Origin of the sequence: Pseudomonas sp. H26/SER47-MNA-CIBAN-0231 (genome assembly GCF_040310465.1) — a bacterium.
Classification (GTDB): Bacteria; Pseudomonadota; Gammaproteobacteria; order Pseudomonadales; family Pseudomonadaceae; genus Aquipseudomonas; species Aquipseudomonas atacamensis.
Map to the genome: position 1 here is coordinate 244,303 of NZ_JBEOPW010000003.1, position 25,281 is coordinate 269,583.

Genomic DNA, 25,281 nt, shown 5'->3' on the forward strand with positions numbered 1-25,281 from the left:
AGGCTGGTTGCGATTTATGTTATAGTATAACAACTTTAGTTTGCCAGTCCGACAGGGGAGATTTCGCAAATTGCTGCACCACCGATCGTGGAAACTCGCAATGAACAAGGGGTTGAAATGCCTGCTTTTGAGCTTTGCTATGTCGCTGGCCAGCCAAGCACAGGCGCACATGCCAGGGCCGGCGCACTGCACACGCAGCGCTAATCTGCTGGCGTGTGTAGACGTCGACGGCAATGCCTATAGCGTCAATACGGTAGGCACCACGCTTTACCTGCGCGGATTCGAGAAGGACGGCCATCGCTATTGGGCGCAAACCAACAGCCGCTTCGGCCAATTGACCTTTTTTACCGGCATCGCCTCCGATGGCGAGGCTTGGGTTGGCTACACCCGCCGTGTCGGCTGGACAACCATCAACCGCTTCTCCAGCTCGGGCGGTAGCAGCGCAAGGTTCACTTGCAGCCGGATGACGGGCTGCTAGTGAAAACCTTTTCATGAAAAAAGCGTCGCTGAATGGATTGTTATAATGTAACGTTAAAAGAGATCAACACGACGGTCTCAACCATGAATGCTCTTACTCTCCCGGATATCGCCGCCCAATCTGCACGCTTGGCACTGCCCCTCGACTGGGTAGGCATGCGTGGGATTGCTCTGCCCGTTTTGCTTGAAGGCCAACGCCTCAGCGCCAGAGTCGACGCTGGTGTGAGTCTGGACGATGGTGAAGCACGTGGTATTCACATGTCGCGCTTGTATCTGGCACTCGAAACCCTCGAACAGCGAAGCCTTTCTCCCGCTTTGCTGCACCAGGTACTCAAGTGTTTTCTGACAAGCCATCAAGGTCTATCCGCCTGCGCATATCTGAATATTCACACTGACTTGTTGCTGAAACGACCCGCGTTGGTCAGCCCCTTGGCCGGCTGGAAATCCTATCCGGCGTCCATTTCAGCGAGCCTGAAACAGCAAATGTTCCACGTGGAACTAAAAATTGAACTGCCCTATTCCTCGACATGCCCATGCTCCGCAGCCTTGGCAAGGCAGCTGATCCAACAGCAATTCGTCGACGATTTCGCCAACAAGGCTTTGCAACATGCCGATGTTTTGGCATGGCTTGGCTCAACCAAAGGGATCGTAGCGACACCGCATAGCCAGCGCAGCTATGCGCAACTGCACCTGCATCTCGACAATTTCATCGACGAGCTATCGCTGACCGCGATCATCAATGACGCCGAAGCAGCCCTCGGCACCGCCGTGCAGACCGCAGTAAAGCGCCCCGACGAGCAAGCCTTCGCACTCGCCAATGGGCAAAACCTGATGTTCTGCGAAGACGCCGCCCGCCGCCTCAACCTGGCACTGCAACGCACACCCGGCATCAACCAATTCCACATCCGCGTGATCCACGCCGAAAGCCTGCATGCCCATGACGCCGTCGCCGAAAGCAGCTGGCGACGGGAGCAAAAATGATCCGCTGCCAATCGCTGGCTTGGGGTGCACCCGGCCAACCGCTGACGACGCCCCTGAGTCTTGAGTTAGAAAGCGCCAGCGTGACCGCAATCATCGGCGCCAACGGCTGCGGCAAAAGCAGTCTGCTGAAAGTCATCGCCGGTTTGCAGAAGCCCTTGGCCGGCAAGGTGGAAATGGCTGTTCCACGCCAAAGCGGCATTTCCTTTCTGCCGCAACAGCAACATTTGGATCGGCAGTTTCCAATAAGCCTCGAAGAGCTCATCGCCGCAGGTTTCTGGGGCCGTCGGCTCTCGACACAGCTGCGCACGCAGCGACTGAAAAACGCATTGGAAGACTGGCATTTGAGTGGACTCGAACAGCGTCCGTTGATGGCCCTGTCCGGCGGTGAGCTACAACGTGCCCTGCTCGCGCGACTGAGCCTTGCTGACGCCCCGGTGCTGTTGCTGGACGAACCGCACGCCGCACTCGACGAACTTGGCCAGCAATTGCTCTGGCAACACATTCACCACTGGCACGCCGAGGGCCGGACACTGCTTGTGGTCTGCCATGACCTGGCGGCTGTCCGCCAACACATTCCGCATACCCTGCTGATCAAAAACGGCGACTGCGTGTACGGAACCAGCCGAGAACTGATCCAGCCAACACCGCACATGCAGGTCGCCTGATGCTCGCCACCGTCAGCCATTTCTGGCAGCCGTTCAGCGAATTCGTGTTCATGCGCCGCGCCTTGCTCGGCGGCCTGGTGCTGGCATGCAGCACGGCGCCCTTAGGTGTTTTTCTGATACTCAGGCGCATGAGTTTGATCGGTGACGCCGTCGCCCACGGCATTCTCCCTGGTGCAGCGCTGGGATTCTGGTTTGCCGGTTTGAGCCTTCCCGCACTCACCCTCGGTGGCTTGGGAGCCGGGCTGAGCATGGCCGGACTCGCAGCCTGGATCACCCGGCGAACGGGGTTGCGAGAAGATGCCAGCCTCGCCGCGATCTATCCGATCTCACTGGCCAGCGGCGTTTTGATCCTTGGCATCGCCGGCAAGCGCCTCGACCTTCTGCACTTGCTGTTCGGTTCGGCGCTAGCCGTGGATGGACCGACGCTGACCGGCATGCTGTGGGTCTCGGCGGTCAGCCTCATGGCGATGGCGGCGATCTACAAACCTCTGCTGCTGGACACACTGGACCCATTGTTCTTGCGCACGGTCAGTCGCCTCGGGCCGCTGGCTCATGGGGTGTTCCTGACTCTGGTCGTGCTGAATCTGGTGATCGGCTTTCAGGCCATCGGCGCACTGATGGTAGTCGGGCTGATGATGCTTCCGGCTGCCGCGTCGAGATTCTGGAGTCGTCGTCTGCCGATACTGATTGCCGTCGCCGCCGTCATGGGCTGCGTGTCTGTGTGGCTCGGCTTGCTGCTGTCGTTCTACTACTCGCTGCCCAGCGGCCCGGCCATCGTGCTGGTCGCGGGGGTCGGCTATCTGCTGTCGGTGGTGTGCGGACCGGTTCACGGTTTGCTGCGCCGCCCGCCTTTGCTCACATCCCAATGAGGTGTTTCCCGATGCGCGCTCTACTCGTGCTGTTCAGCCTGATGCTGTCGATGTCATTGTCAGCCGCCGAAAAACTGCCGGTGGTTACCAGCTTCAGCATCCTTGCCGACATGGTTCATCAGGTCGGCGGCGAGCACGTTCAGATTACCAACATGGTCGGCGCGGATGCCGATGCGCACACCTACGAGCCGACCCCGGATGACGCCAAGGCGCTGCTCAAAGCCAAAGTGATCATCAAGAACGGCCTCGGTTTCGAACCTTGGCTGGATCGCCTGGTGACCAGCACCGACAGCAAGGCAACGGTGATCAGTGCCAGTCGCGGGGTGATTCCACGTTCGCTCGATGAAGACGGCGAGACCGTTGCGGATCCGCACGCCTGGCACAATCTGGCGAACGCCGAGTTGTACGTCGCCAACATTACCAAGGCGCTGATCGCCGCCGACCCGGGCAACAAGGCTGACTACGAGCGCAACAGCCAGACCTACCTCAAGCAGATCTATGCCCTGCTCGCCGAAGCCAAAAACAAACTCGGCGCGCTGCCGCCGGGTAATCGCAAGATCGTCACCAGCCACGATGCCTTTGGCTATCTGGGTCTGGCTTATGGCATCGACTTTATCGCGCCACAGGGTTTATCCACCGAACGCGAACCCTCCGCCGCCGAAGTCGCTGCGCTGATCACGCAGATTCGCCAGGCCAAGGTCAAAGCGGTGTTCATGGAAAACATCAAGGACGCGCGCCTGCTCAAGCAGATCGCGGATGAAAGCGGCGCACACATCGGTGGCACGCTGTACTCGGATGCACTGGCTTCCACCGGGCCTGCGAGCACTTTTACCGGGCTGTTCGAGTACAACCTCAATACGTTGTACAAGGCGTTGAGTCAGCCATGACTTGAGGCGAACTTCCGATCTATTCGCGAGCAGGCTCGCTCCCACAGTTGGAATGGCTTCCAACTGTGGGCGTCACAGAGGTTTCAAGCGCGGGGTTTTACCGTGCCGCAATCCTGACCCAGCCACACGGCACGGGTTTCCAGACTACCCTTCTGGTTGATACCGATGGCGTTGAAGGTGCCATTGGCGACGGTGGTGAATTCGCGGTCACTGAGGAATGTCGCCACGCCTGTGCCCTGGGCTTTCGGGCAGCTGAAGCGGAATTTCCACTGGTTGCCGGTGCGCTCGGTGATCTGCTGCTTGCAGCCCGATTGCGGGTCGGCCAACGGGATGTCGTTGGTCGCCACCTGCTGCGGCGTCAGGCAAGCGCGGATGCCTTTGCCGCCGATGTTGATGCCGTTCTTCTCCAGCGCAGCGCGCTGCTGCGGGGTGATCTGGCCTTGGATCTGGCCAAGGATCGATTGCACGTCCATGGCCTGATCATCGACCTTCAGATTGCTCGAAGACATTTCCCACAACCCCGGCTGCAGCATTTGTGCCTGCGCAACCACCGGCAATGCCAAACCCAGGCCCAGCGCCAAACCCAGCAGACGAACGTTCATCGAGAAACTCCTGATCAGTTGTGGCCGTTAGACGCCGGCCGGTTGCGTCGGTTCATGCACCGATTAAATAGAGACATTCGCAGCAGAACATGGTCTGTTAAGCATTGCATCTCGCGGAGCAAGGCTGCCCCATGGATTTTTTCGGACCGCACATTTTCGGTTACCTGATCGCCCTGTTGCACACACTCGGTTCGATCGCTGCGATCCATGCGGTGCTCACCGTGCGCACTGCGCAAGGCTCGATCGCCTGGGCATTGTCGCTGATCTTCATTCCCTACCTCACGCTTATTCCATATCTGGTATTTGGTCGCAGCACCTTCGATGGCTACATCAAGGCGCGGCGCCAGGCCAACGAGCAGATGCGCCTGGCCATTTCCGAACTGAACTGGCGTCCATGGGTGGAGGAAGCCTTGGCCGCTCGCGCTTCGAGTGCCTACGCCTCACTGCGCGCAATGCCGAAACTGGGTCGCATGCCGTGCCTGGCGAACAACGAGGTGCAACTGCTGGTGAACGGCACCGCGACCTTCGATGCGATTTTTCAGGCGATCGCACAAGCGAAGGAAGCCGTGCTGATCCAGTTCTTCATCATTCACGACGATCGGCTCGGCCAGCGCTTGCGTGATTTGCTGTTGAAGAAAGCCGCCGAAGGCGTATCAATTCATTTGCTCTACGACCGCATCGGCAGCCATGCCCTGCCCCATCAGTACGTGCAGTCGCTGCGTGATGCCGGCGTCGAGGTCAAAGCCTTTGCCACGCGCAGCGGCTGGCTCAACCGCTTTCAGGTCAACTTTCGCAACCACCGCAAAATCGTTGTAGTCGATGGCGTAGTCGGCTTTGTCGGCGGGCATAACGTCGGCGATGAATACATGGGTGAGAAGCCACCATTGGCGCCGTGGCGTGACACCCACGTCAAAGTCCGCGGGCCGGTGGTGGCCTGCATGCAGGAATCGTTCGCCGAAGATTGGTTCTGGGCTGCTCGCACTCTGCCGCCGTTGATCCTTCCGGATACGTACCCGGAGGATGGCGTGCTTTGCCAATTGCTCGCCAGCGGCCCGGCGGATGCCTACGAAACCTGCTCGCTGTTTTTCGTCGAAGCCATTCACGCAGCAACGCAACGCGTATGGATCACCAGCCCTTACTTTGTCCCGGACGAAGCGGTGTTCGCGGCATTGAGGCTGGCGGTGTTGCGTGGTGTCGATGTGCGCCTGCTGTTGCCGTCGCGGCCTGATCATCGCATCGTCTATGCCGCGTCCAGCCTGTATGCCTTCGAGGCGGTGCGTGCCGGCGTGCGGGTGTTCCGCTATCGTCCGGGTTTTCTGCATCAGAAAGTCGTGCTGATCGACAGCGAAATCAGCGCCATCGGCAGCGCCAATCTGGACAATCGCTCGTTCCGCCTGAATTTCGAAGTGATGTTGCTGACCGTCGACAGCGAGTTCGCCGCCGCCGTGGAACACATGCTCAATGACGATTTCGCCCTGGCCGATGAAGTGGCCAAAGAAGAAAGCCGGGAGATCCACCGCCTGCAACAGGTCGGCATGCGGATCGCCCGGCTGATTTCACCGATACTCTGAGCGCTCCGTTTCAGGGGTGGTAGATGTCGTCGCGGGTCCAGGGCAGTTCGTGGCTGCCATCCGGATGCGCTTTCACGGCGAGGATCTGATGCAGATTGATCCAGCCACGCGCAAAGGCATACGCGCAACCGGCCAGATACAGACGCCAGATACGCAGTGCTTGCTCAGGCACCAGTTTCGCCGCAGCTTCGAGGTTATCCTCCAGTCTCTCACTCCAGTGATCGAGCGTGCGCGCGTAGTGCAGGCGCAAGCTTTCGACATCGACGATCTCCAGCCCCGCGTCACTGATCTCGGTAGAGATCATCGCCAGATGCGGTAGCTCGCCGTTGGGGAACACATATTTTTCTATGAAGTCGCCAGCGCCTCGTCCAACCGGGCGGCCATCGGTGTGCTTGGCGGTGATGCCATGATTCATTACCAATCCACCCTCCTTCACCGCACCGAACAGAGTTGCGCAGTACTCGGCGAGATTGGCATGGCCAACGTGTTCGAACATGCCGACGCTGACAACCTTGTCGAAGCGGCCGTCCTGCGGCAGATCGCGATAGTCGAGCAATTGCAGTTCGACCTGATCGTCCAGCCCTTCGGCTTTGACTCGCTCCTGCGCCAGGGCCAACTGTTCCTTGCTCAAGGTAATACCAAACACTTTGACGCCAAACTCTCGCGCCGCATACCGCGCCAGCCCCCCCCAACCACAACCGACATCCAGCAGATATTCGCCCGGCTGCAAGCGTAGCTTGCGGCACAGATGGCGAAATTTGGCTTGCTGCGCCTGTTCGAGGGTTTCGCTGCCGGTTTCAAAATAGGCACAGGAATACGCCATGTCGCTGTCCAGCCATAGTTGGTAGAACGCATTCGACAGGTCGTAGTGATAGGAAATGGCTTTGGCGTCGGTGTCCTTGTCGTGATGCGCACGCACCGGCTGACTGCCTTCGTCCTGATCGAGCAGCGCATTGCTCAACTCGTCGCAAACCCGGATGACCTCGCTGATCGAGCCCTCCAGTTCCAGCTTGCCTTCGACGAACGCCGCACCCAGCGCATCCAGGCTTGGGTGGGTGAATTGAGTAACCATCTGCGGGTCCTTGACGACGATGGTTACGCTGGGCGTCGGGCCCAGATTGAACTCGTGGCCGTCCCAGAGTCGCAGGCGAAGCGGTAACTGCAGATTCTGTAAGGCCGGTGGAAGTTGCGCGAGCATGGAAAATCCCCCCTTGTTTCAGACGTCTGATCTGAGGGTAGACCAACCTGGAAAAATAGCAGGCTATCGATTCGATCGGCCTTGTCTATCGTGATCGGCACTTCGGCTGAACGCCACAGACGACGCGCCTTACGATAGATGACTGTCTGCGCACTTGGCGGTTCGATGAATTTTCTTTCATTTATCCCGAGGGTCGAGCCTGGGCAATGGCTCCTGAAAGCGCAGCAAACGTCCGGCGTTGCCCAACACCAACAGGGTGCTCAGGTTATGCAGCAGAGCCGCGATCATCGCCCCGGCCGCACCAAGCCAGCCGAACGCCGCGAAGACCACGATAGCCAGCGTCCAGCCGAGGCCGATAATCACGTTGACCTGCAAAGTACGCCGGCACTGACGACTCAAGCGCACGCAAGTACCGAGGCGACGCAAGTCGCTGCCGATCAACACGATGTCCGCCGACGCCAAGGCAATGTCGGCCCCGCCAGCGCCCATCGCCACGCCGACCACGCCGGCCTTGAGCGCGAGCGAATCGTTGATGCCGTCGCCTACCACCATCGGACGAAAGCCGTGATCGATTTCCTTGAGCACGCGATTGAGTTTGTCCTCCGGTAGCGCTTGCGCCTGGACTTCGTTCAGCCCGACGTCCTGCGCCAGGTTTCGCGCGACGCTCTGACGATCACCGGTCAACAGGAGTTGGCGTCCCAGCCCCAATTCGCGTAACTCGTTCAAGGCGAAGCGCGCTTCCGGTTTGATGCTGTCTGCTAGCAGCAGCCAGGCGAGGAATTCGCCGTTCAGGGCCAACCCGGCGATCGGGCCATCGTGCTCAGGAACAAGGGTGGTTGTGATACCCAGTTGCGTGAACAACTCTGGACGACCGAGCGCGGCCTCGCCCTTTTCTGTCGTCGCCACTACGCCCAAGCCTTGGCGCTCATGGATGTTGGTCAGAGGCCAATAGGCCTCCTGATCGGTCATCCCGGCGAGTGCCCGGCTCACCGGATGACTGCTCGCCGCGCCGAGACTGGCGGCCAGTGTCTGCACTTCGGCGGTTTCCGCATTCAGGCTGTCGATCGACTGCAAACGCAAGGTGCCGTACGTCAGCGTGCCGGTCTTGTCGACCACCAGCGAGGTCAGATCGGCGAGTTCTTCGAGGAACGCCGAGCTGCGAATCAGAATCCCGTGACGCGCGGCGACGGCGACACCGGCAACCGCCGTGGCCGGCGCCGACAGCACCAACGCACACGGACACGCCGCCACCAACACCGCGAGCATCGCCTGTGCATCATGGGTGACGAACCAGGTAACCGCCGCCAGCAACAAGACCAGCACCATGTAGCTGCCGGCATAGCGTTCTAGCAATCGCGTGATCGGCGGTTTCGAGCGCTCGGCGTTTTGCATCAGGGCGATGACTTTACCCAAGGTGGATTCGTCGCCGATGCGGGTGACTTCGACGCGCAGCAATCCATCGAGGTTGATCGCGCCGCCGAACACCAGCATGCCGACGCCCGCTTCCACCGGAACCGACTCACCGGTAATCGACGCGGTATCAAGGCTCGCCTGCCCCGATAAGACCCGACCGTCCGCCGGCACCCGATCACCGGCCCGCACCTCGACAACATCGCCAGCGCTGAGCGCGCCGTTGTCCACTTCGATGATCGAACCATCTACTTGCAGCTTGCGCCCATGGCTGCGGGTCAACTGGCCAAGCGCATTAATCGCTTCCTGGGAGCCGATCACGCTGCGCTCCTCGAGCACATGGCCGAAGATCATGATGATCGGCAACAACGCCGCAGTGAGCAGATCACCGGTCGCCCAGGCACCGAGCATGGCCAGCGCGATCAACTGATCGGTGATGCCGTGCAGGCTTGGGTAACGCAGGCTGTACCACGCCGAACGCATCACCGGAACCGCTACCAGCAACGAGGCGAAACCCAGCAGCAACTGGCTGACACCGGTTTGCTCCGGGAGCATCCAGCGCCAGAGCAAACCCAGACCCAGCAACCCGAGCGCAAGCATCGCCAGGGTCAACTGACGCGCGGCGCGACGTTGTTCGGCCGAGGACAAGAGACTCGGAGCAGCGGTGGTCGCCGTCATTGACTGGCTCCTTGAATGATCAACCGGGAATCGTCTTTCGGGTTGACGGTGGTGACCGACCCGGCCTGACCGAGGATCTTCGGTATGCGCTCGCGATACAGACGCAGCAGCATTTGCGGGTCGGCAGACGTGGCCAGACTCGAGACGGTTGCGGTATCGGTCGAGGCTTTTGCAAGACGCTCGCCTGCCTGCGCGTGAGCCACCTGGAGCGTGCGGTCTGCCTGTTCGTTGGCGGACTGGGTAAGTTTCTCGGCATCGGTGCGCGCGTTAGCCACTGCTTTGTCAGCCTGCTGACTGGCGGTCAGCACCGCATTGAAGGCACTGACCGCTGGCTCCGGCAGACTTGATTGCACATCGACCCGCGATACCTCGATACCGATGCCCTGCCCGCTCGCCTTCAGTTCAGCGAGACGCGCGTTGATGCCTTGCACCAGATCACCGCGCAATCGTTCACGACGCTCGGCCGCCTGATTGTCGGCGCCGATCAGTTCCGGGCGAGCGACCAGAATGGTGTCGAGATCTCGCGCGGCGGTCAGGGCCACGGCGCTGCGCGTCACTAGCCGATCGAGTGCTGGCAGCACATGCTCGCCTTGCAACACGAATTCGTACGGATCGGAGACTTGGTAAAACACCCGCACGTCCAGTTGCACTACGCCGGCATCGCCGGTCAATAAATAACCAGACCCGGCGAGTGCATCACTCAATGGCGTGGCGAAGGATGCCACCCGGTCTGCCTTCAGCGCTTCGTCACTGCGTAACAGATTTTCCACTCGGCGCTCGATCACCCGATCCGCCGCTGGCAGCAGAATCACCTGTTCAAAAGGTTGCGGCCATGCCCATAACAGTCCGGCATTCTGAACGCGATCCAGCGCACCGAAGTGCAGCACCACGGCGCGGTTTTGCGGATCAATCTGCCGGACATTCGAGAACACCCATGCCAGTGCGGCCAAAACAGTGATCGCATACAGGGCGATGAAGGTCAGACGACCGGCCTGAATCCACGGACTGTTCAACGCATGTGTTCCACGTGGAACTTCTTCGCTCATGGCTGCGATCCAGCTTTGTTGTCGAGCGTCGGTGGGCCGTCGACCAATACACGGAACGGCGCAGCATCGGTGCGCAGAATCAATTTGGTATCCGACGTGACGATGGTGCCGAGGGTGTCGAGCGAGCGCAGGAGGTTGTAAAGCTGTGGCGAGCTGGCGTAGGCGCGCCCATAAATCTGCGCAGCCTCGACTCGCGATTGCGCTTCAATGTCAGCGGCTTTCACCATTGCATCAGCCTGGACGATCCGCGCATCGCGCTCGGCGGCGGAACGGATTTGCGCCGCTTCGCGTTTGCCAACAGCCGTGCGTTCGGTAGCAATGGTTTCACGCTCGGCACGCATGCGGTCGACCGTGGCGCTGAGCGTGACCGATGGCAAAGTCAAACGCTCGACACCCACCTGCACAACGCGCACGCCATATGTAGCGAGCAACTGTTGCTCGATCTGCTGACGCAACTGCGTTTCAAAATCGCCGATGCGCACTTGTTTGGCATCAGTGTTGACCAGATTGGCCAGATCGAAACTGCTGGCCGTGGTCTCCAGCGCTGAGCCGACAAAAGTGCGAATCTGCCGCGCCGCTTCGTCCGGCTGATTCTGCACGGCACGCATGAAACGCTGCACGTGTTCAGGATCACCCTGCACCTGCCACGCGACGTAGGCCTGAACGATGATGCGCAAACCGTCCTTGGTGCCGACGTCCTGCAAACCACTTGAGGTGGTACGTAGACGCAAGTCCACCGGGATCGCCGCTTCGAACGGTGCAGGCCAGCGCCAATTCAACCCGGGATCAAGCAAGACCCGCGACGGATTACCGAAACGGGTGATGACCGTGGCATCACCGGAGCGCACTTGCACCAGACTCGCGGCGGCAATGGCAAACGCCACCAGCAACGCAGCCCAGCCTATACGCCGCCACGGAAATGGTCCGACTTCTGGCACCTCGCCGTGATGGTGGTGATGACCATGATGATGGTGATGCCCGCCGTGGCCATGGTCGTGGCCGCTGTGGTCGTGAACGTCATGAACAGGCGACTGGCTCAATGGGTGGCTCCTGGTTGAGCGGTGGTACGGGCGGGCGACGGATCAGTCGGCAGTGTGAAAGTACGCAGATCGATGGTTGGCGCATTTGCGCTGCCGCCGAGTCGATGATCGAGTATCAGCAACTTGGCTTTACTCATGCCCTGACTGAGCTGGCTGAGATATTGCTCCAGCACGAAAGCCTGGCCAGCACTGACGAAGGCTTTCTGTTCGGCGCTGAATTTCAGGTCGGCGGTTTGCGCAGCGGCGTTGATCTCCCGCGCGTTTGCCATTGCCTGATCCCGCGCCGTACTCGCCTGCAACTGCGCCTCGTTAGTGGCCTGCGCAGCCGCGCCGCGTTCGCGAGCGATCAACGCCTGCGCGCCGATCTGCGCCGCTTGCACACTGTGGTAGGCATTCGCCGCGCCGGCCGGTGGATGAATCGCTTCGACGACTGTGGCGAGGATTTCCACACCACTGTTCAATCTGTTCAGATCACTTTGTACTGCGCGACCGATTTCCTCGGCCAGCCCTGCCCTGTCGTCGCCGAGCAGACCGTCGAGGGTGCGCGAGGCAAAATCGTGAACCAGGATGCGGCTGGCGGTGCTGCGAATCAGCGTCGGTACATCGGCACTGTTGTAGGTCGCAGCAAGTGCCGCTTCGTCGTTCAAACCGATGCGGTAAACGAAACGCACGTCCATGTTGACGATTTGCAGGCCCTGTTGCGCGCCGCGGCTGCTGGCGATGACCTGGGACTTGTCATTAACGTGGCTGGCGTCCCACAAACGGTTGGCGGTCAGCGGCGCCGGGCCTTCAGCGGAATCGGACTGCACGGCGATTGGCTTGTCGCCGACACTGGTTGCCAGTTCATGAACCACACCGTTTTCAACGGAAATCACACGCCCCAATGGCCAGGGCAAACCGGCATGCAAACCCGGGCCGAAAACCTGTTCCGGTTTCCCGAAGCGCTCGTAGATGCCGCGACCTTGCAGGGGAATCTCATGTACGCCGGTCAGCAGCCAGCCGCTCAGGGCGACCACCGCCAGCACCGGCAACAAGGCCCGGCGCATGTAACTGAAGGCCCAGATCTGCCGCAGATCGATGCCGAACCGAGTGTGCATTTCATGCTGCAACGCCAGCCACGGCTGCGGCGGCCAACGCAGCATATCGGCGATAAAACTGCGCGCCAGCAGGGTCGGTTCGAGTTGTTCGCGGCGCGGGCTGAAAACAGACAGCACCGCGCGCAACATCAGTTCGATGGCAACCAACATCGGCAGGACTGCGCTGAGCACCGCCACGCGTACCGGCCAGACTGCGTTTTCGCTGGCAAACAACAGACACAGCGCACCGATCAACAGAATGATAATCACCACCCGGGTCAGTTGCGCCAGCGCAGCCGCTTCCGGCCATTGCGCCGGCGGTTCCTGCGCCAGGTGCCGCTCCAGCACCAGCAGGGCAAACGCCAGCAACAACGCCAATGCCGCACCGATGCTCGCCGACAGCCCCAAGGCCGCCGCCGGCAACGTGAGATTCCACACCTGCTCAATACCAAGCAGAACCAGCAACGCCCAGCCGCCGAGCCACAACGTCGGCGCACCGATTTGTCCAAGCAGATGGCGGCTCTGCTGACTCAATCGCTCCAGCAGCCTTTCGTACCAGCCCTCGGCTGCGGCTCCCTTCTCCACGACGGTCGATTGCGAAGCGGGCGGATGCATCACCCGCGCGCGCCATCGCGTCACCCACCACGCCGATTGCAGACCGGCGACCAGCACCAGCAACGCTGCGCCCTGATTGACCAACAACGGCAACCACAGGGACTGCGGCGCAAACAGGCCGACGAAAAACGCCAGCACCCAGCCCGACACAGCCACTGCGCCGAGCCCATACGCCAACCGACGCAATTTGCGTGACTGCGCGGCTGCCTGCTGAAAGCGCGGCAACCCGGTGACTGGCGTGGCGTCCAACTCAAGATCGACTTGCATAACACCCCGAAAATATAGGCTCTGCGTTCATAGCGTTACGATATAACGCAAGCTGTGAAATATTCGTACACAATTACGCTTATTCAAGGATGCGGCAGCTGTCGCTTGCCTGAAGCCTTGACCGAAATGTTCGACGAAGCTCATATTACGCACATAATTTTTATCGCGACTAATCTTGGCTATCCCCATCGAGCAATCTGGAGCAAGCGCATGAGCAACTATGACGTGGTGATTCTGGGCGGCGGCCCCGGCGGTTATAACGCGGCGATCCGCGCAGGCCAGCTCGGGCTCAAGGCCGCTTGCGTCGAAGGACGTGCAACCCTCGGCGGCACCTGTCTGAACGTCGGTTGCATGCCGTCCAAAGCCTTGCTGCACGCGTCGGAGCTGTACGCCGCTGCGGTGGGCACGGAGTTCGCCAATCTCGGCATCGAGGTCGAACCGAAGCTGAACCTTGCGCAGATGATGAAGCAGAAGGACGAAAGCGTCGCCGGCCTGACCAAGGGCATCGAGTTTCTGTTTCGCAAGAACAAAGTCGACTGGATCAAGGGTTGGGGTCACATCGACGGCCCGGGCAAAGTCTCCGTGACCGACGATCAGGGCAACAAGACCGAGCTCAGCGCCAAGGACATCATCATTGCCACCGGCTCCGAACCCACTCCCCTGCCCGGCGTCGAGATCGACAACCAGCGCATCCTCGATTCCACCGGCGCGCTGTCGTTGAGTGAAGTGCCTAAACATCTGGTAGTGATTGGTGCCGGGGTGATCGGCCTGGAGCTGGGTTCTGTATGGCGTCGACTCGGCGCGCAGGTCACCGTGGTCGAATACCTTGATCGCATCTGCCCCGGCGTCGATGGCGAGGCCGGCAAGACCTTGCAGCGCGCGCTGAGCAAGCAAGGCATCGCCTTCAAATTGAGTTCCAAAGTCACTAGCGCCACCAGTTCCGCTACAGGAGTGCAGCTGAGCGTCGAGCCTGCCGCTGGTGGTACGGCTGAGCTGATCGAAGCCGACTATGTGCTGGTGGCCATCGGCCGCCGGCCGTACACCCAGGGCCTGGGGCTGGAGAACGTCGGCCTGAGTACCGACAAACGCGGCATGCTCGCCAACAAGCAACATCGCACCGAAGCGGCTGGGGTCTGGGTCATCGGCGACGTCACGTCCGGCCCGATGCTCGCGCACAAGGCTGAAGACGAAGCCATGGCCTGCGTCGAGCAGATCCACGGCAAGGCCGGTGAGGTCAATTACGCGCTGATCCCCAACGTCATCTACACCCAGCCGGAGCTGGCCAGCGTCGGCCAGACCGAAGAACAGCTCAAGGCCGAGGGCCGTGCCTACAAGGTCGGCAAGTTTCCCTTCACCGCCAACAGCCGGGCGAAGATCAATCACGAGACAGAAGGCTTTGCCAAAGTCCTCGCCGACGAGCGCACGGACGAAGTGCTCGGCGTGCACCTGGTCGGGCCGAGCGTGAGCGAGATGATCGGCGAGTTCTGTGTGGCGATGGAGTTCAGCGCCTCGGCCGAGGACATTGCCCTTACCTGCCATCCGCACCCGACGCGTTCGGAAGCTCTGCGTCAGGCAGCAATGAATGTCGAGGGGATGGCGACGCAGATGTAGGTTCCAAACCTTGCCGCCGTCTTCGCGAGCAGGCTCGCTCCCACTTTGGAATGCGTTCCCCATGTGGAAGCGAGCCTGCTCGCGAATGGTGCCACCCGGTCTACAGCGGCAGATGCCCCAACGGCAGCGCCCCCGGCGCTTTCACCGTGTGAATGGCAAAGTTGCTGCGAATATCGCTCACCCCCGGCAGTTTCAGCAGGTGCGCGCTGACAAAGCGGTCATAAGCGCGCAAGTCAGGCACCACTACCTGCAACAAAAAGTCCGATTCGCCGGACACCAGAAACGCTGAGACCACCTCAGGCAGCGCAGTAACAGCGGCATAAAAAGCCTCGGCGCGTTCTTCGTTGTGCCGCTCGACCTTGACCCCGACAAACACCGTCAGCCCCAGTCCGACTTCATCGCGATCCAGATTGGCCTGGTAGCCTCGGATCACCCCCGCCTCTTCCAGTATGCGCACCCGGCGCAAACACGGCGAAGCCGACAGGCCGATTTCTTCCGCGAGCTCGACATTGCTCAAGCGCCCGTTGCGTTGCAGCGCGGCGAGAATCTTGCGGTCATAGGCGTCGAGTTTCATCTTTGGCAGATCCCGATAGTCTGACGGTTGAAAACCAGCAGGTTATGCCAAAGCTGCGAACAATTGAAGCCGACTACGCAAGCACCTGCCCTGCCCTCTCGCTCTAGACTGGCCCGAGCAAATCGACATCAAAAAGGGGTGTGATGTGGCAAGTCTGTGGCTGTTTATCCTGACGCTGGCGGTAGTCCTGCTACTGCCGGGACCAGACATGATCCTGCTGTTGCAAACCGGTGCGCGGCAAGGTCGAGCTGCGGCGCTGGCCACGGCGTTGGGTTTGGCCATCGCCCGCGCCTGCCACGTGGCACTGGCGGCATTGGGGCTGGCGGCGCTGTTCAAAACGGCGCCGTGGACCTTTGACGTGGTGCGCATCGCTGGCGCGGCCTATCTGTTGTGGATCGGCGTCCAGTGTTTTCGCAGCTCGCTGGTACCGAGTCTGCAAAACCAAGAGCAGGCACCTGCTCCCGGCCAGTGGCGCGATGCGATCCGTCGCGGTTTGCTGACCAACCTGCTCAATCCCAAGGCGTTGCTGTTCTGCTCGGTACTGTTGCCACAGTTTATCGTCAGCGGCGGCGCGCCGGTGCTGACGCAGTTCGCCGTGCTCGGCCTGGTGCTGGTCAGCGTCGGCCTGCTGTTCGACAGTGTTGTCGCCATGACCGGCGCGGCACTGGGCCGTTGGCTGCAACACAGTCCGACCGCCCAGCGCATTCAGCAATGGCTGTTCGGCAGTCTGTTGATTGGCTTCGCCGTACGCCTGAGCTTCATTCAACAGGCCTAGCCTTTGAACACCTTGCGCTGACGACGGGTGATCAGCAGTAGCGCAGCAACAGCGACCAGGATGACCGCGCCGATCTGCACCGGCCACTTGTACGGCCGCAGCGTCCCACGCACGGCATCGGTCACCTGGGTGACGTAGCGCTTGTCGGCATTTTCGAAGTCCGGGTACGGGCATTGATTGCCGAAGTCTTGCGCCCACGGCACATAAGGGCCTTCCTTGACGTAGCGCTGATACAGCGCACTCTGGTCTTCAAGGCTGCTGTTCCAGCCGGCGGCATTGCACAACACCGCAGCAAACGCCTGACTGGTGTGCGGCAAATTATCGGCGGCGCGACTGGCCAGTGCCGTGGCGACAAAACGATAGTGATAACGCTGATCCGGTTGCGCGGCGCTGGCCTGCTGGCGCTGCACTTCCGCCGTGGAAATCAGCGGGCCGACATCCAGCTTCGTGCTCTCCAGCGTGTAATTGCCACCGAAAGTGGCGTAATCAGGCGCCATCTCATAACCGAGGATGTCCATGCCCCACTCCCGGGCTGTCCACGCGGCGTTGTACAACGCACTGGCGCGTTTGCTCGGCCACCACGCCGACTCGGCCTTGAGCCGTTGCTCGCCATAGAGCCGGGCCTTGTGCTGCAGATCGTCACTGGCGAAATAACCGACCGCTTCCTCGTAACGGCCCTCACGCAGCAAGCGCCGACCGAGCAGATTGCGCAGATTGGCGGCCACCGACAGCGGTACATAGTTGTCGCGCTCCTGCTGCGTCAATGGCGGCGGCGCCGGCACGTTCGCATCGACGTACTGCTTGAGCTCATCGACCGTCAGCACCCGCTCGGCAACGGTGGCGGCATCGAACCAGTAAAGGCTGTTGCTGCGATACAGCTGCACGAACGCTTGCAGGTATTCGCCGCGTTGCAGCGCCAGGATCGCGCTTTCGCCCTCGACCCGGCATTTTGGCTGCACCGTTTCAAACGCCCAGTCCGGCGTGCGGCGATAGCCCCAGTCTTCATTCTGTGGAAAGGCCTGGGCGGCTTTGGCGTAGGCGGCGGCAGCGGCAGTCGTGTCGCCGTCACGCACTGCCAGTTTTGCCCGCAGCCACCAGGCCAGTCCGCCGTCCCCAGCGTTTACCAGAAAGGCCTTGGCAGATGCGTAGTCGCCCTGTTGATAACTCATCGCCGCCAGTCGATCGGCATTGTCGAGGCTGCCACGGGTGCTGTTTTGCAAGAGTGTGACGAGTTTCTTTTCATTCGACGGCTGCTCACCGAAAGACCAGCCCTGACGGCTGACCAGCGATGCCGTGACCAGTTGCTGCACTGCTGGCTGCTGCAGCAGTTTGGCCAACTGAGATTCTGGCAACTCGGCCAGTTCGTTCATCAGTTGCTTGAGCGAGGTGTAGCCGACGGCCGAACCGTGCAGGTTCTGTGCTTCGTACAGTTCGATGGCGCCGCTCCAGTCGCCCGCGCTGCGCAACGCCCGCGCCTCTTCACCGAGGCTGGCAACGCCCAGTTCCAACGGATCGCTGAAGCCGTCGATGCTCAGTTGCCGGGCCTGGCGGAAGGCATCGCGCGCTTCTTCCAGCGCTTCGATGCGATCGTGCGCCTCGTTGCTCATGGCGAAGGCGATGCGCCCGAGGGAATACGCCGCCCACGTGCTGCGCAACGGACGCTGGTCTGCCGGCAGCGCCAGCACCTTGTTGAAATACTCCGTGGCCAATTGATGATCACCGGTGGCAAAAGCCACCGCGCCGGCAACGTACAAACGGATTTCCGCCGGCAGACTGGCGCCCTGCTCCTCGGCCTGACTTGCATCGCTAAGCCCGCGCAGGCGCTTGACCACAGCGTATTGCTCGACGCTCAGGCCCACCTGCTCAGCCTGTTCGCGCGCCAGTTCTGACGCGTTGTCTTCGGCATAATCGTTAGGGTTATGGGTCGCTGCGGTGACGTTTTTCAGCCCGGCAATGGTTTTACCCAGGCGACTGACTTCGAAACTGAAACTGCCTTCGGGCAGATCGGCCAAGGTTTGCGCGCGGTTGTCGAGCAGGCGCATCGGGAAGTCCGGGCCGCAGGCCAGCGCCGAACCCAGCGGCAGGCTGAGGCTCAGGCAAAGCAGATGGCGGGGCCAGTTACGGGTCAACATGCGAACCTCCTTGATCAATATGTGCACAACGCGCCCAACCGACAGCGCGCTGTCCGCCCGCCGGCAAGCGGCCGTCACGCAGGCGGGTGAAGGTAAGCAGATTGGCACTTTGTTGCAACGAGTAACCGGTGAGCGCATCGGCGCCTGCACAATCCCGCGCCTTTAGGGTGATTTGCGCGGGCCACGGGCTGTCGAGATTGCCGCGGTTATCGAGCTGGATGTCATACAAACCGCCCTGCTCTTTGAATGACAGGCGCAACTGACTGTTCAGCACATCTCCGCGAGCCACGGCGCGCAAAGTAGTCAGGCTCCAGGCGCGACGATCGTTGGCCAGCGGCAGGCGAAACCAGATCAAACCGGTCAGATGCTCAGGCGGATCCTCGCGCAAAGTCTTGGCCAATTGGCTGAGTTGCTGCGGATCGGCGAGCAACTCCCGGCGCTGCCCGCCGCGCTCCAGTTGCACTTCGCTTTCCACTACCGGCGCGCCACCGTCATCGCTCAACAGCGCAACGCCGTAGGCCGGCAGCGCCAGATAGAACGGTTTGTCGCTGATACGTGCCCAGGCCTTGGCCCATTTCAACGCCTGCTCGGGATCGAACAGGCCCAGTCGCGGATCGCTCACGGCGTGGACTTGCAGCACGCTGCTGTCGACGCTTTGCAACAGCGCCGGCAACTGCGCGCTATCGAGCCAGGCCGGTAGCGCGGTGATGCTCAAAGGCAACGATGGCGGCAAGGCCGCACGCAAATTTTTGAGGAATTCAGCGTACGCCGGCAGCCGCGCGTTGCCGGCATCGTGGTCGATTTCGATACCGTTCAGCGTAAGGCCTTGCGCTTGCCAATCGGCAATGATCTGCAGAATCTGCGCGGTGACCTGCTGCTGGTCCAGTGACTGCAGCTGACCATCGAGGCGAATCACTGCGATCAGAGGGCGACCATCGGCTTTCAACAATGCCGGATGAACCCGTGCCCTGCTCCACCGTTCGCCGGGAAAGGCCTGCAATGCCAGTACGCGCAGGGTCGAGAAGTCAGTGCGACTGTCGCGCAATGCCGGTTCATGCGCAGGCGTCCATTGGCGCTGCCAGACGTAGAGTTGCTGGTCGAGGGCCGGCGCGACGTGTTGCTCGCAACCTGCCAGCAAGACGCTAAAGATCAGACCCGCAATAAACCGCATACCTTGGAAATCCCTGAAGCCACAGGGCTGCAAGGTTACACAAAACATGGCGTGAGCGAGTCGATCAGACTGCGGCTTCAGAAGACGCAGTTGGTGTGCTGGACGTACCAAGACGTTGCACTAGCGCGGCACCGCGGTTGCGCATAGGCATTTCGATGAAGCGGTAATTCAATTCGCTGAGCAGGGCAATCAGACCGAACGCCCACAGCAAGGTGACCACTGGATGACCTGCTGGACTCGGCAGGCCCGCTTCCTGCAAACGGAAAGTAACTTCTCGTACCAGGAAATACACGGGAATATGAATCAGGTAGATGCCGTACGACCGACTGCCCACCCATCCCATCAATTGCTGCAAGCGCCCGGCCGATAACAGGTAATCCTGATTGTAAGAGGCGATCCACACCAGCAAGGCACTCAATAAAGCGATGGCGCCAACGCGAAAGTGAGTCGCGGAAAATCCATCGGTGGCCAGGTAACTCATCAGCGTTGCGACGACAATCAGCGCTGAGATTCCGGCCCCGTTGCGACTCAGAAACAGCGGCTGCCAACGCTGGTAACTCGGTTGAGCACTCCACATTGCCAACAGTACGCCAAGGGCCAGCGCGTCGGTTCGAACGACCATCAGCAGCGGCGTTCGCACCGCCAGCAGTTGCACTGCGACCAGCGCCAGCAGCACCCAGACCAAATGTCTGCGGCATAGCAGAATCAGCAACGGAAACAACAGGTAGAACTGTTCCTCCAGGGCCAGACTCCAGTAGACGAAACTGCTGCCATATTCGTAGCGGAAGAACGCATCGGCAAAGCGGAAATTGGCGTACTGCAACACTCCTGCGAGCGTCGCCTGCAGATTGGCCTGCAGCGTGCCGAACGCCCCGGAGCGATTGAAGAACATGCACATCAGCAGCACCAGGGCCAGCCACAGCCAGGCCGAAGGCAGCAGGCGAAAAGCGCGGCGCAGCCAGAAATTGCGCGTTTGCTCCCAGTATTGCTGACGGCTGCTGCAATCACGCAGCGCAGGAATCAGACTGCGCGCAATCACGAAGCCGGAAATGGCGAAAAACAGGTCAACGCCCCACCAGGGTTGTGCCCAGGCATGAATGGCTTCAAGCAAAGGCACCGGATCGCGGAACAGATTGCCTGCCAAGTGATGAAACAGCACCCCCAGCACGGCAATGGCGCGCAGCACCTCAATGTCCATGATGCGTTTACTGCTCATCCGGCGTCTCCCGCATCCAGCGGTTTACGGGCGATGATCACCTGGCTTTTGGGCATGAACTGGTCCAGCACCTGTTTGATCGCAAGTCCGTCGGGCCGGTCGAGCATCTCTTCCCAGGTCCTCGCCCATCCACCCATCAGATGAGGAAAAGGCGCGTGAATGCGATCACGCACCGCACCACCCGGATCCTTGCCGGCCGCTTTTTCGCTGGCCCAGAAAAAGATCATCCCCATCACCCAGAAAAACCCCGTCGCCTGCCGATGCTCAATGATCAGTCCGGCGTCTTCGACCAGTGCGGCGAAGCGCTCTGGAGTGAAGATCTGCACGTGGTTGGGCGACTGGTAATAACTCTGCGGAGCGATGCCTTTTTGCAGATGTTCGCCCACTGGAGCCGGCACACTGAGCAGGTACAACGCACCGGGGCGCCCCATACGCGCCAGTTCGGCCATGAACGCTTCGGGTTCGTCGACGTGCTCCAGCACCTCCATGCACACGACACGGCTGGAGCAGCCGTCGGCCAACGGCAATGGCAGGCTGTTGCTGACCAGACCAAGACTGGCATTTGCGCTTTGCGCCTCGACCTGACGCGCCAGCTCGCGCACTTTGTCGTATTCACTGTCGGTGAAAATCACCGATGCGCCCTGGCGCACGGCAAACAATGTTGCGGCACCCTCGCCGCAACCGACGTCGAGCAAGGTGTCGTCAGGCGTAATGGCAAAGCCCTTGAGCAATTCGCCGCTGTCATTGAGAAACCAGCCGTCCAGCACGGCATCACGCAAACCGACATCACGGGGCGACCAGACAAATAAAGGCTCGGGTTCAGCGTCTGGCGTCGGCTCAATCACCGGTTCCGCTATCGGTTCAGCCGCTGGCGGCGGTTGCGAAGATTGCGAAGATTGCGCTTGGGCAAACAATCGATGGAGCAATCTGCGAATCATGCGCCGATAACCTCCGTCGCCATTTCGGCGCGGGCTTGCAGCAGGCTCGCCAGAAACGCTCGTAATCGCTGCTCGGCCACCGCTTGACTGCAAAACGCCTCGAGACTCACGACAGCCTGTGCCGACATGGTGGCGTAACGCTGGAGATCGTTTTTCGCGACGTCGTAACTGGCAGTGTAAGCGGCACAGATCGAAGCCCAGCTCGTTGCGTAGCGCAAGGTTCGATAGGCCGAACGCGGGTCGTGAGGCCAGGCCGTGAATTGCTCGGTTGCCTCGATCAGAAAAGCGTTATCGGCATTCATATAGTCGATCATTGCCGTGGTGCACGGTGCCACCGCCGGCTTGCCGCACGACATGAATTCCATCAGCGGCAGGCACTGGCCTTCGCCGTAGGAAGTGTTGACGACGTAACGGGTCGCCTGCACCAGACGTTCGTAATCCGCGTCTGCCAGATAGCCGTAGATAAGGACGATGCGGCAGCGATAAGGCTGATTCTTGTAAAGGTGATGGAGGATGTCGGTGAGGGCTTCTTCAGCATCGTGATGGGTGAGTTTCAGCACCAGGGCTGCATCAGCGTTTTCACGCATAGCGGCACAGAAGGCACTGATCATGTCCTCCCAGTTCTTGCGCCCGTCCCGGGGGTTGAACACCGAGGTGTACACCACACCTTCAAGCACCAGCTCTTGCTCGGTGACCGGCGCGAGGAAATCGATTCCACGCCCACGGCGCAACGGCACAGGAGCGAACGCATCCAAGGCGATCTCGCGACTGTCGACTACCAGGCCTTTGATTTTCAGCCGTACTGAATCGACGGCTGGCTGTCCCTGCAATTGAACGCCGCGCGCTGCGAACCGATCCCAGACCGGCGCTGGGACGGCGACTATCGGGTACTCGACAGACATTGCTTTGCGCACGGCATCGACCGTGTAACTGGAGTGCGTGATCGCAGCACCGCAGGCGGCAAGTACTGTGCGCCAGTCGTTCAGCGGATCGCCAGCGAATGGCTCATCGGGAATCGTGCTGAACTCCCAGGCAAAGACCGGCAGGGTCGGACACGCCAGATGCACCGGGGTGCGATGCGGTGGCGAGAACGACAGAAATACGCAAGCCTCGCCACGTGACTGGCACTCTGCATACAACGCATCGACTTCGCTGTTCGGGTCCATGACCTCGATCACCCGACCCAGACGTTCGAGCACTGGCCGATACTCCTTGAGCACGAAGTAATAGCTGTACTCCGAGCGCCCCAGGTTGCGGCTGATGGTGTGCTGGTTGGTTTCCGAATGGATGATGATCAGCATGGGGCGCTATCCCTGACCTGGGCAACGTGACCGGGCTGTGGTTCGAGCCCGAAAAAATCCTCGACGCGCTTTTGCAGAACCGCGATCGCACTGAAATGCTCCATGCGCTGCGCGGCAGCCAACGACATTCGCTGATAATCCTGAGGCTGTGTCGTGGCCATCCGGTAACTGTCTTCGTAGGCTTGTTTCAAGGAGCCCCAGTCTGGCCGGTGACGATGCGCACGAAACAGCATGCGCGGGTCGTGGGGCCACGTGCACGCCTCAACGCTGGATTCGACCACGAACGCCACGGACTCATCGATATAGTCCTGCATCGCCGTGTGGTCGGGAGCGATCACCGGCTTGCCGCAGGCCATGAATTCCATCAGCGGAAGGCACAGACCTTCACAATGCGAAGCATTGACGTAAAAACTCGCCGACTGGTAAAGCCGCGCATATTGCGCATCGTCCATGTAACCGTGAATCATCACGACCCGGCAGGAAAAAGGCGCCAGTTGCGCCAGTGGCGTCATCAAGTGTGCATAGACGGCCGCCAGGTCGCTCTGGGTAAATTTCATTACCAGTGTGGCGTCGGGCGTGTCACGAAAAGCTGCGCAGAAAGCGGTGAGGATCTGCAGCCAATTCTTACGCCCGTCCTCCGGGCGGAACACCGATACGTAGACGACACCGTTGACCTCGGCTTGAACCTGCAATGAGGTGTCCGGCATATCTCGCGGTGGCGGTTGCACTGACACTGGCAAAGGTTGAGGACCGGCGATGCCGGGCAGATACCTGGCAAGCCAGTCATGCCAGGAATGCCGGAGCAAATCGCGGATCCCCTCCCAGTACCAATTCTGCAAAAACCACACCCGCGGCACCGGGGGTGTCTGATCATGGCCGGCATTGAGCAGCCACAGGCGCAGGTAATGTTTTGCGATGACGAAGCGTCGTTTCAACGTCAGCGGTGGTGGTCGCGAGGCCTCCAGCTGAGCTTCAATTTCCGCCAGCTCTTCGGCGGTGAGCGGCTTGGGCAGCAGATTATCCGGATGCAGATTCATCTGGCGGGAATCGAAAATGCACCCCTTGAGTGTCAACGTCGTATCTGTGTTGACCGGTGTGCTGAGGTGCTGCTTACCGATGGACGCAAGCTCCTCTCCGAGTGGGGCGGGCAATACCAGCACAGGGAAATCCTCTCCCATCGAGCGACGAATCGCTCGGGCGGTATGGCTGGACAGTGTGATCACGCGGCCATGCCTTGCCAACATGCGCGTCCAGTCCTGGCCAGGATCATCGCCCCATTGTTCATCGGGAATCGAGTCGTACTCCCAGGTCACGACACAAACGGTCGGGCATTGAAGGTCGATCACCGTTTTCTGTGGTCGGGTGAACGAGAGGAACACACTCTCCTCGCCGGCCGCGTGGAATTGCCGAAACAGCGGATCGACCTCTGCGACATTACCCACTACATGGACTCGCCCGACTGTTTCGAGCAACGAACGGTAGGCCTTCAGAACGAAGTAATAACTGGCGTCGGGATGGCCGAGACTCTCCCTGATGGAGTGTTCGTTGATGTCCGAATAAAGAATGAAATTCATGGCATTCCACAATGAAACCGCCTTCCCGGCAGCTTCACCCTAGTGACGGCCAAGCGTAGAACCTGATCGATCGCGGTTCTTCGTCTCAAGTCTCGTCTTGTTCTTGTTTTAGTGGTCAGTCTCACCTTTTCGCACAACGAGCCGGAACATCCCTGGCAAGCGTGATGAGGGCCATTCTAAACACATCCATCGCGAGTCCGGGAACCGCCCGGCGAGAATAAATCGGACTACGCTGATGAGAACTGACCAGTCACGGTTTGCCCTGTTGAAATTGCCGAGCAATTGGCACAGATTGTAGACAAACAACTACAACAACTGACTTCGCCTGCCTGTCACCGAGCTGTTTCTTCAGCCGGGCAGACCTTTTTACAAAGCCTGTAGAAAAGCGGCGCTAGTCAAAACCAAGGGGTCGATTTTTGAAAAAGCGTCCATTCGTCGCGGATTCCAATGGATTCGTGGATCACCCTGTCTCGTCGCATCCGACATTTCCGGGCTCCTCGTGGAAGCAGCAATCCGAGGCGTTGTCCAACGACCTCACCGAGCGGTACGACACCACCGATCTTTGGCCGCAGTTAGAAATACATCACAGCCGGCTTTTGCCACAGTG

21 protein-coding genes are annotated in these 25,281 nt (G+C 60.3%); 8 read left to right on the top strand and 13 right to left on the bottom strand.

Annotated elements, in window-relative coordinates; genetic code table 11:
* Positions 1-100 precede the first annotated feature (100 nt).
* The 5 genes from AAEZ10_RS06445 (at position 101) to AAEZ10_RS06465 (ending at position 3,879) form a co-directional block, all read left to right on the top strand.
* Positions 101-478 (top strand): glutamine synthetase, encoded by a 378-nt coding sequence (locus AAEZ10_RS06445; RefSeq protein ID WP_073470857.1) that lies wholly within the window; start codon positions 101-103, stop codon positions 476-478.
* 83 nt (positions 479-561) lie between these two features.
* Positions 562-1,458 (top strand): GTP cyclohydrolase FolE2, encoded by an 897-nt coding sequence (gene folE2, locus AAEZ10_RS06450; protein WP_350568621.1) that lies wholly within the window; start codon positions 562-564, stop codon positions 1,456-1,458.
* Positions 1,455-2,123 carry a metal ABC transporter ATP-binding protein gene (locus AAEZ10_RS06455; protein WP_350568470.1) on the top strand — a complete coding sequence of 223 codons (669 nt, stop codon included), beginning with the start codon at positions 1,455-1,457 and terminating at the stop codon, positions 2,121-2,123. The genes folE2 and AAEZ10_RS06455 overlap by 4 nt, the downstream gene beginning before the upstream one ends.
* Entirely contained in the window at positions 2,123-2,992 is an 870-nt protein-coding gene (locus AAEZ10_RS06460) for a metal ABC transporter permease (RefSeq protein WP_350568472.1), read from the top strand. The genes AAEZ10_RS06455 and AAEZ10_RS06460 overlap by 1 nt, the downstream gene beginning before the upstream one ends.
* 11 nt (positions 2,993-3,003) lie before the next feature.
* Positions 3,004-3,879 (top strand): metal ABC transporter substrate-binding protein, encoded by an 876-nt coding sequence (locus AAEZ10_RS06465; protein ID WP_350568474.1) that lies wholly within the window; start codon positions 3,004-3,006, stop codon positions 3,877-3,879.
* A gap of 83 nt (positions 3,880-3,962) precedes the next feature.
* On the opposite strand, the gene AAEZ10_RS06470 is transcribed toward AAEZ10_RS06465, so the two are convergent.
* Positions 3,963-4,481 carry a DUF3617 domain-containing protein gene (locus AAEZ10_RS06470; protein WP_016772436.1) on the bottom strand — a complete coding sequence of 173 codons (519 nt, stop codon included), beginning with the start codon at positions 4,479-4,481 and terminating at the stop codon, positions 3,963-3,965.
* 131 nt (positions 4,482-4,612) lie between these two features.
* On the opposite strand from AAEZ10_RS06470, the gene cls reads away from it, so the two are divergent.
* Positions 4,613-6,052, top strand: coding sequence for a cardiolipin synthase (gene cls / locus AAEZ10_RS06475; RefSeq protein WP_350568476.1), 1,440 nt, complete (start codon positions 4,613-4,615; stop codon positions 6,050-6,052).
* A gap of 10 nt (positions 6,053-6,062) precedes the next feature.
* Here cls and cfaB read toward each other — a convergent pair whose 3' ends face one another.
* The 5 genes from cfaB to hflK (AAEZ10_RS06500) form a co-directional block, all read right to left on the bottom strand.
* Positions 6,063-7,250 carry a C17 cyclopropane fatty acid synthase CfaB gene (gene cfaB, locus AAEZ10_RS06480; RefSeq protein WP_350568478.1) on the bottom strand — a complete coding sequence of 396 codons (1,188 nt, stop codon included), beginning with the start codon at positions 7,248-7,250 and terminating at the stop codon, positions 6,063-6,065.
* Between the two features lie 177 nt (positions 7,251-7,427).
* A complete protein-coding gene (locus tag AAEZ10_RS06485) occupies positions 7,428-9,338 on the bottom strand; it encodes a heavy metal translocating P-type ATPase (RefSeq protein WP_350568480.1) in 1,911 nt (636 codons plus the stop codon).
* Positions 9,335-10,384: a protease modulator HflK gene (gene hflK / locus AAEZ10_RS06490; RefSeq protein ID WP_130928376.1), complete on the bottom strand. Its 1,050-nt coding sequence runs from the start codon at positions 10,382-10,384 to the stop codon at positions 9,335-9,337. The genes AAEZ10_RS06485 and hflK (AAEZ10_RS06490) overlap by 4 nt, the downstream gene beginning before the upstream one ends.
* Entirely contained in the window at positions 10,381-11,424 is a 1,044-nt protein-coding gene (gene hflC / locus AAEZ10_RS06495; RefSeq protein WP_350568482.1) for a protease modulator HflC, read from the bottom strand. Before hflC ends, hflK (AAEZ10_RS06490) begins: the two co-directional genes overlap by 4 nt.
* Positions 11,421-13,382, bottom strand: a complete 1,962-nt coding sequence (hflK, locus tag AAEZ10_RS06500; protein WP_350568484.1) for a protease modulator HflK — start codon at positions 13,380-13,382, stop codon at positions 11,421-11,423. The genes hflC and hflK (AAEZ10_RS06500) overlap by 4 nt, the downstream gene beginning before the upstream one ends.
* A gap of 210 nt (positions 13,383-13,592) precedes the next feature.
* Between hflK (AAEZ10_RS06500) and lpdA the strand changes: the two genes are divergently transcribed.
* Positions 13,593-14,993, top strand: a complete 1,401-nt coding sequence (gene lpdA, locus AAEZ10_RS06505) for a dihydrolipoyl dehydrogenase (protein ID WP_282385450.1) — start codon at positions 13,593-13,595, stop codon at positions 14,991-14,993.
* A 100-nt stretch (positions 14,994-15,093) separates the two neighbouring features.
* Here lpdA and AAEZ10_RS06510 read toward each other — a convergent pair whose 3' ends face one another.
* Positions 15,094-15,567: an Lrp/AsnC family transcriptional regulator gene (locus AAEZ10_RS06510; RefSeq protein WP_073470845.1), complete on the bottom strand. Its 474-nt coding sequence runs from the start codon at positions 15,565-15,567 to the stop codon at positions 15,094-15,096.
* 145 nt (positions 15,568-15,712) lie between these two features.
* On the opposite strand from AAEZ10_RS06510, the gene AAEZ10_RS06515 reads away from it, so the two are divergent.
* Positions 15,713-16,342: a LysE family translocator gene (locus AAEZ10_RS06515; RefSeq protein WP_350568487.1), complete on the top strand. Its 630-nt coding sequence runs from the start codon at positions 15,713-15,715 to the stop codon at positions 16,340-16,342.
* Here the strand turns inward: AAEZ10_RS06515 and AAEZ10_RS06520 are convergent.
* The 6 genes from AAEZ10_RS06520 to AAEZ10_RS06545 all read right to left on the bottom strand — a co-directional run bounded on the left by AAEZ10_RS06520 (position 16,339) and on the right by AAEZ10_RS06545 (position 24,674).
* Positions 16,339-18,474 (bottom strand): hypothetical protein, encoded by a 2,136-nt coding sequence (locus AAEZ10_RS06520; RefSeq protein ID WP_350568489.1) that lies wholly within the window; start codon positions 18,472-18,474, stop codon positions 16,339-16,341. The two genes, AAEZ10_RS06515 and AAEZ10_RS06520, sit on opposite strands and share 4 nt — an antisense overlap.
* Positions 18,461-19,645, bottom strand: coding sequence for a DUF3142 domain-containing protein (locus tag AAEZ10_RS06525; RefSeq protein WP_350568491.1), 1,185 nt, complete (start codon positions 19,643-19,645; stop codon positions 18,461-18,463). The genes AAEZ10_RS06520 and AAEZ10_RS06525 overlap by 14 nt, the downstream gene beginning before the upstream one ends.
* Positions 19,646-19,709: 64 nt before the next feature.
* Positions 19,710-20,861 carry an acyltransferase family protein gene (locus AAEZ10_RS06530; RefSeq protein ID WP_110644590.1) on the bottom strand — a complete coding sequence of 384 codons (1,152 nt, stop codon included), beginning with the start codon at positions 20,859-20,861 and terminating at the stop codon, positions 19,710-19,712.
* Positions 20,858-21,799: a class I SAM-dependent methyltransferase gene (locus AAEZ10_RS06535; protein ID WP_350568493.1), complete on the bottom strand. Its 942-nt coding sequence runs from the start codon at positions 21,797-21,799 to the stop codon at positions 20,858-20,860. Before AAEZ10_RS06535 ends, AAEZ10_RS06530 begins: the two co-directional genes overlap by 4 nt.
* Positions 21,796-23,100 (bottom strand): glycosyltransferase, encoded by a 1,305-nt coding sequence (locus AAEZ10_RS06540; protein ID WP_073470839.1) that lies wholly within the window; start codon positions 23,098-23,100, stop codon positions 21,796-21,798. The genes AAEZ10_RS06535 and AAEZ10_RS06540 overlap by 4 nt, the downstream gene beginning before the upstream one ends.
* Positions 23,094-24,674: a glycosyltransferase family 4 protein gene (locus AAEZ10_RS06545; RefSeq protein WP_350568495.1), complete on the bottom strand. Its 1,581-nt coding sequence runs from the start codon at positions 24,672-24,674 to the stop codon at positions 23,094-23,096. Before AAEZ10_RS06545 ends, AAEZ10_RS06540 begins: the two co-directional genes overlap by 7 nt.
* Between the last annotated feature and the right edge of the window lie 607 nt (positions 24,675-25,281).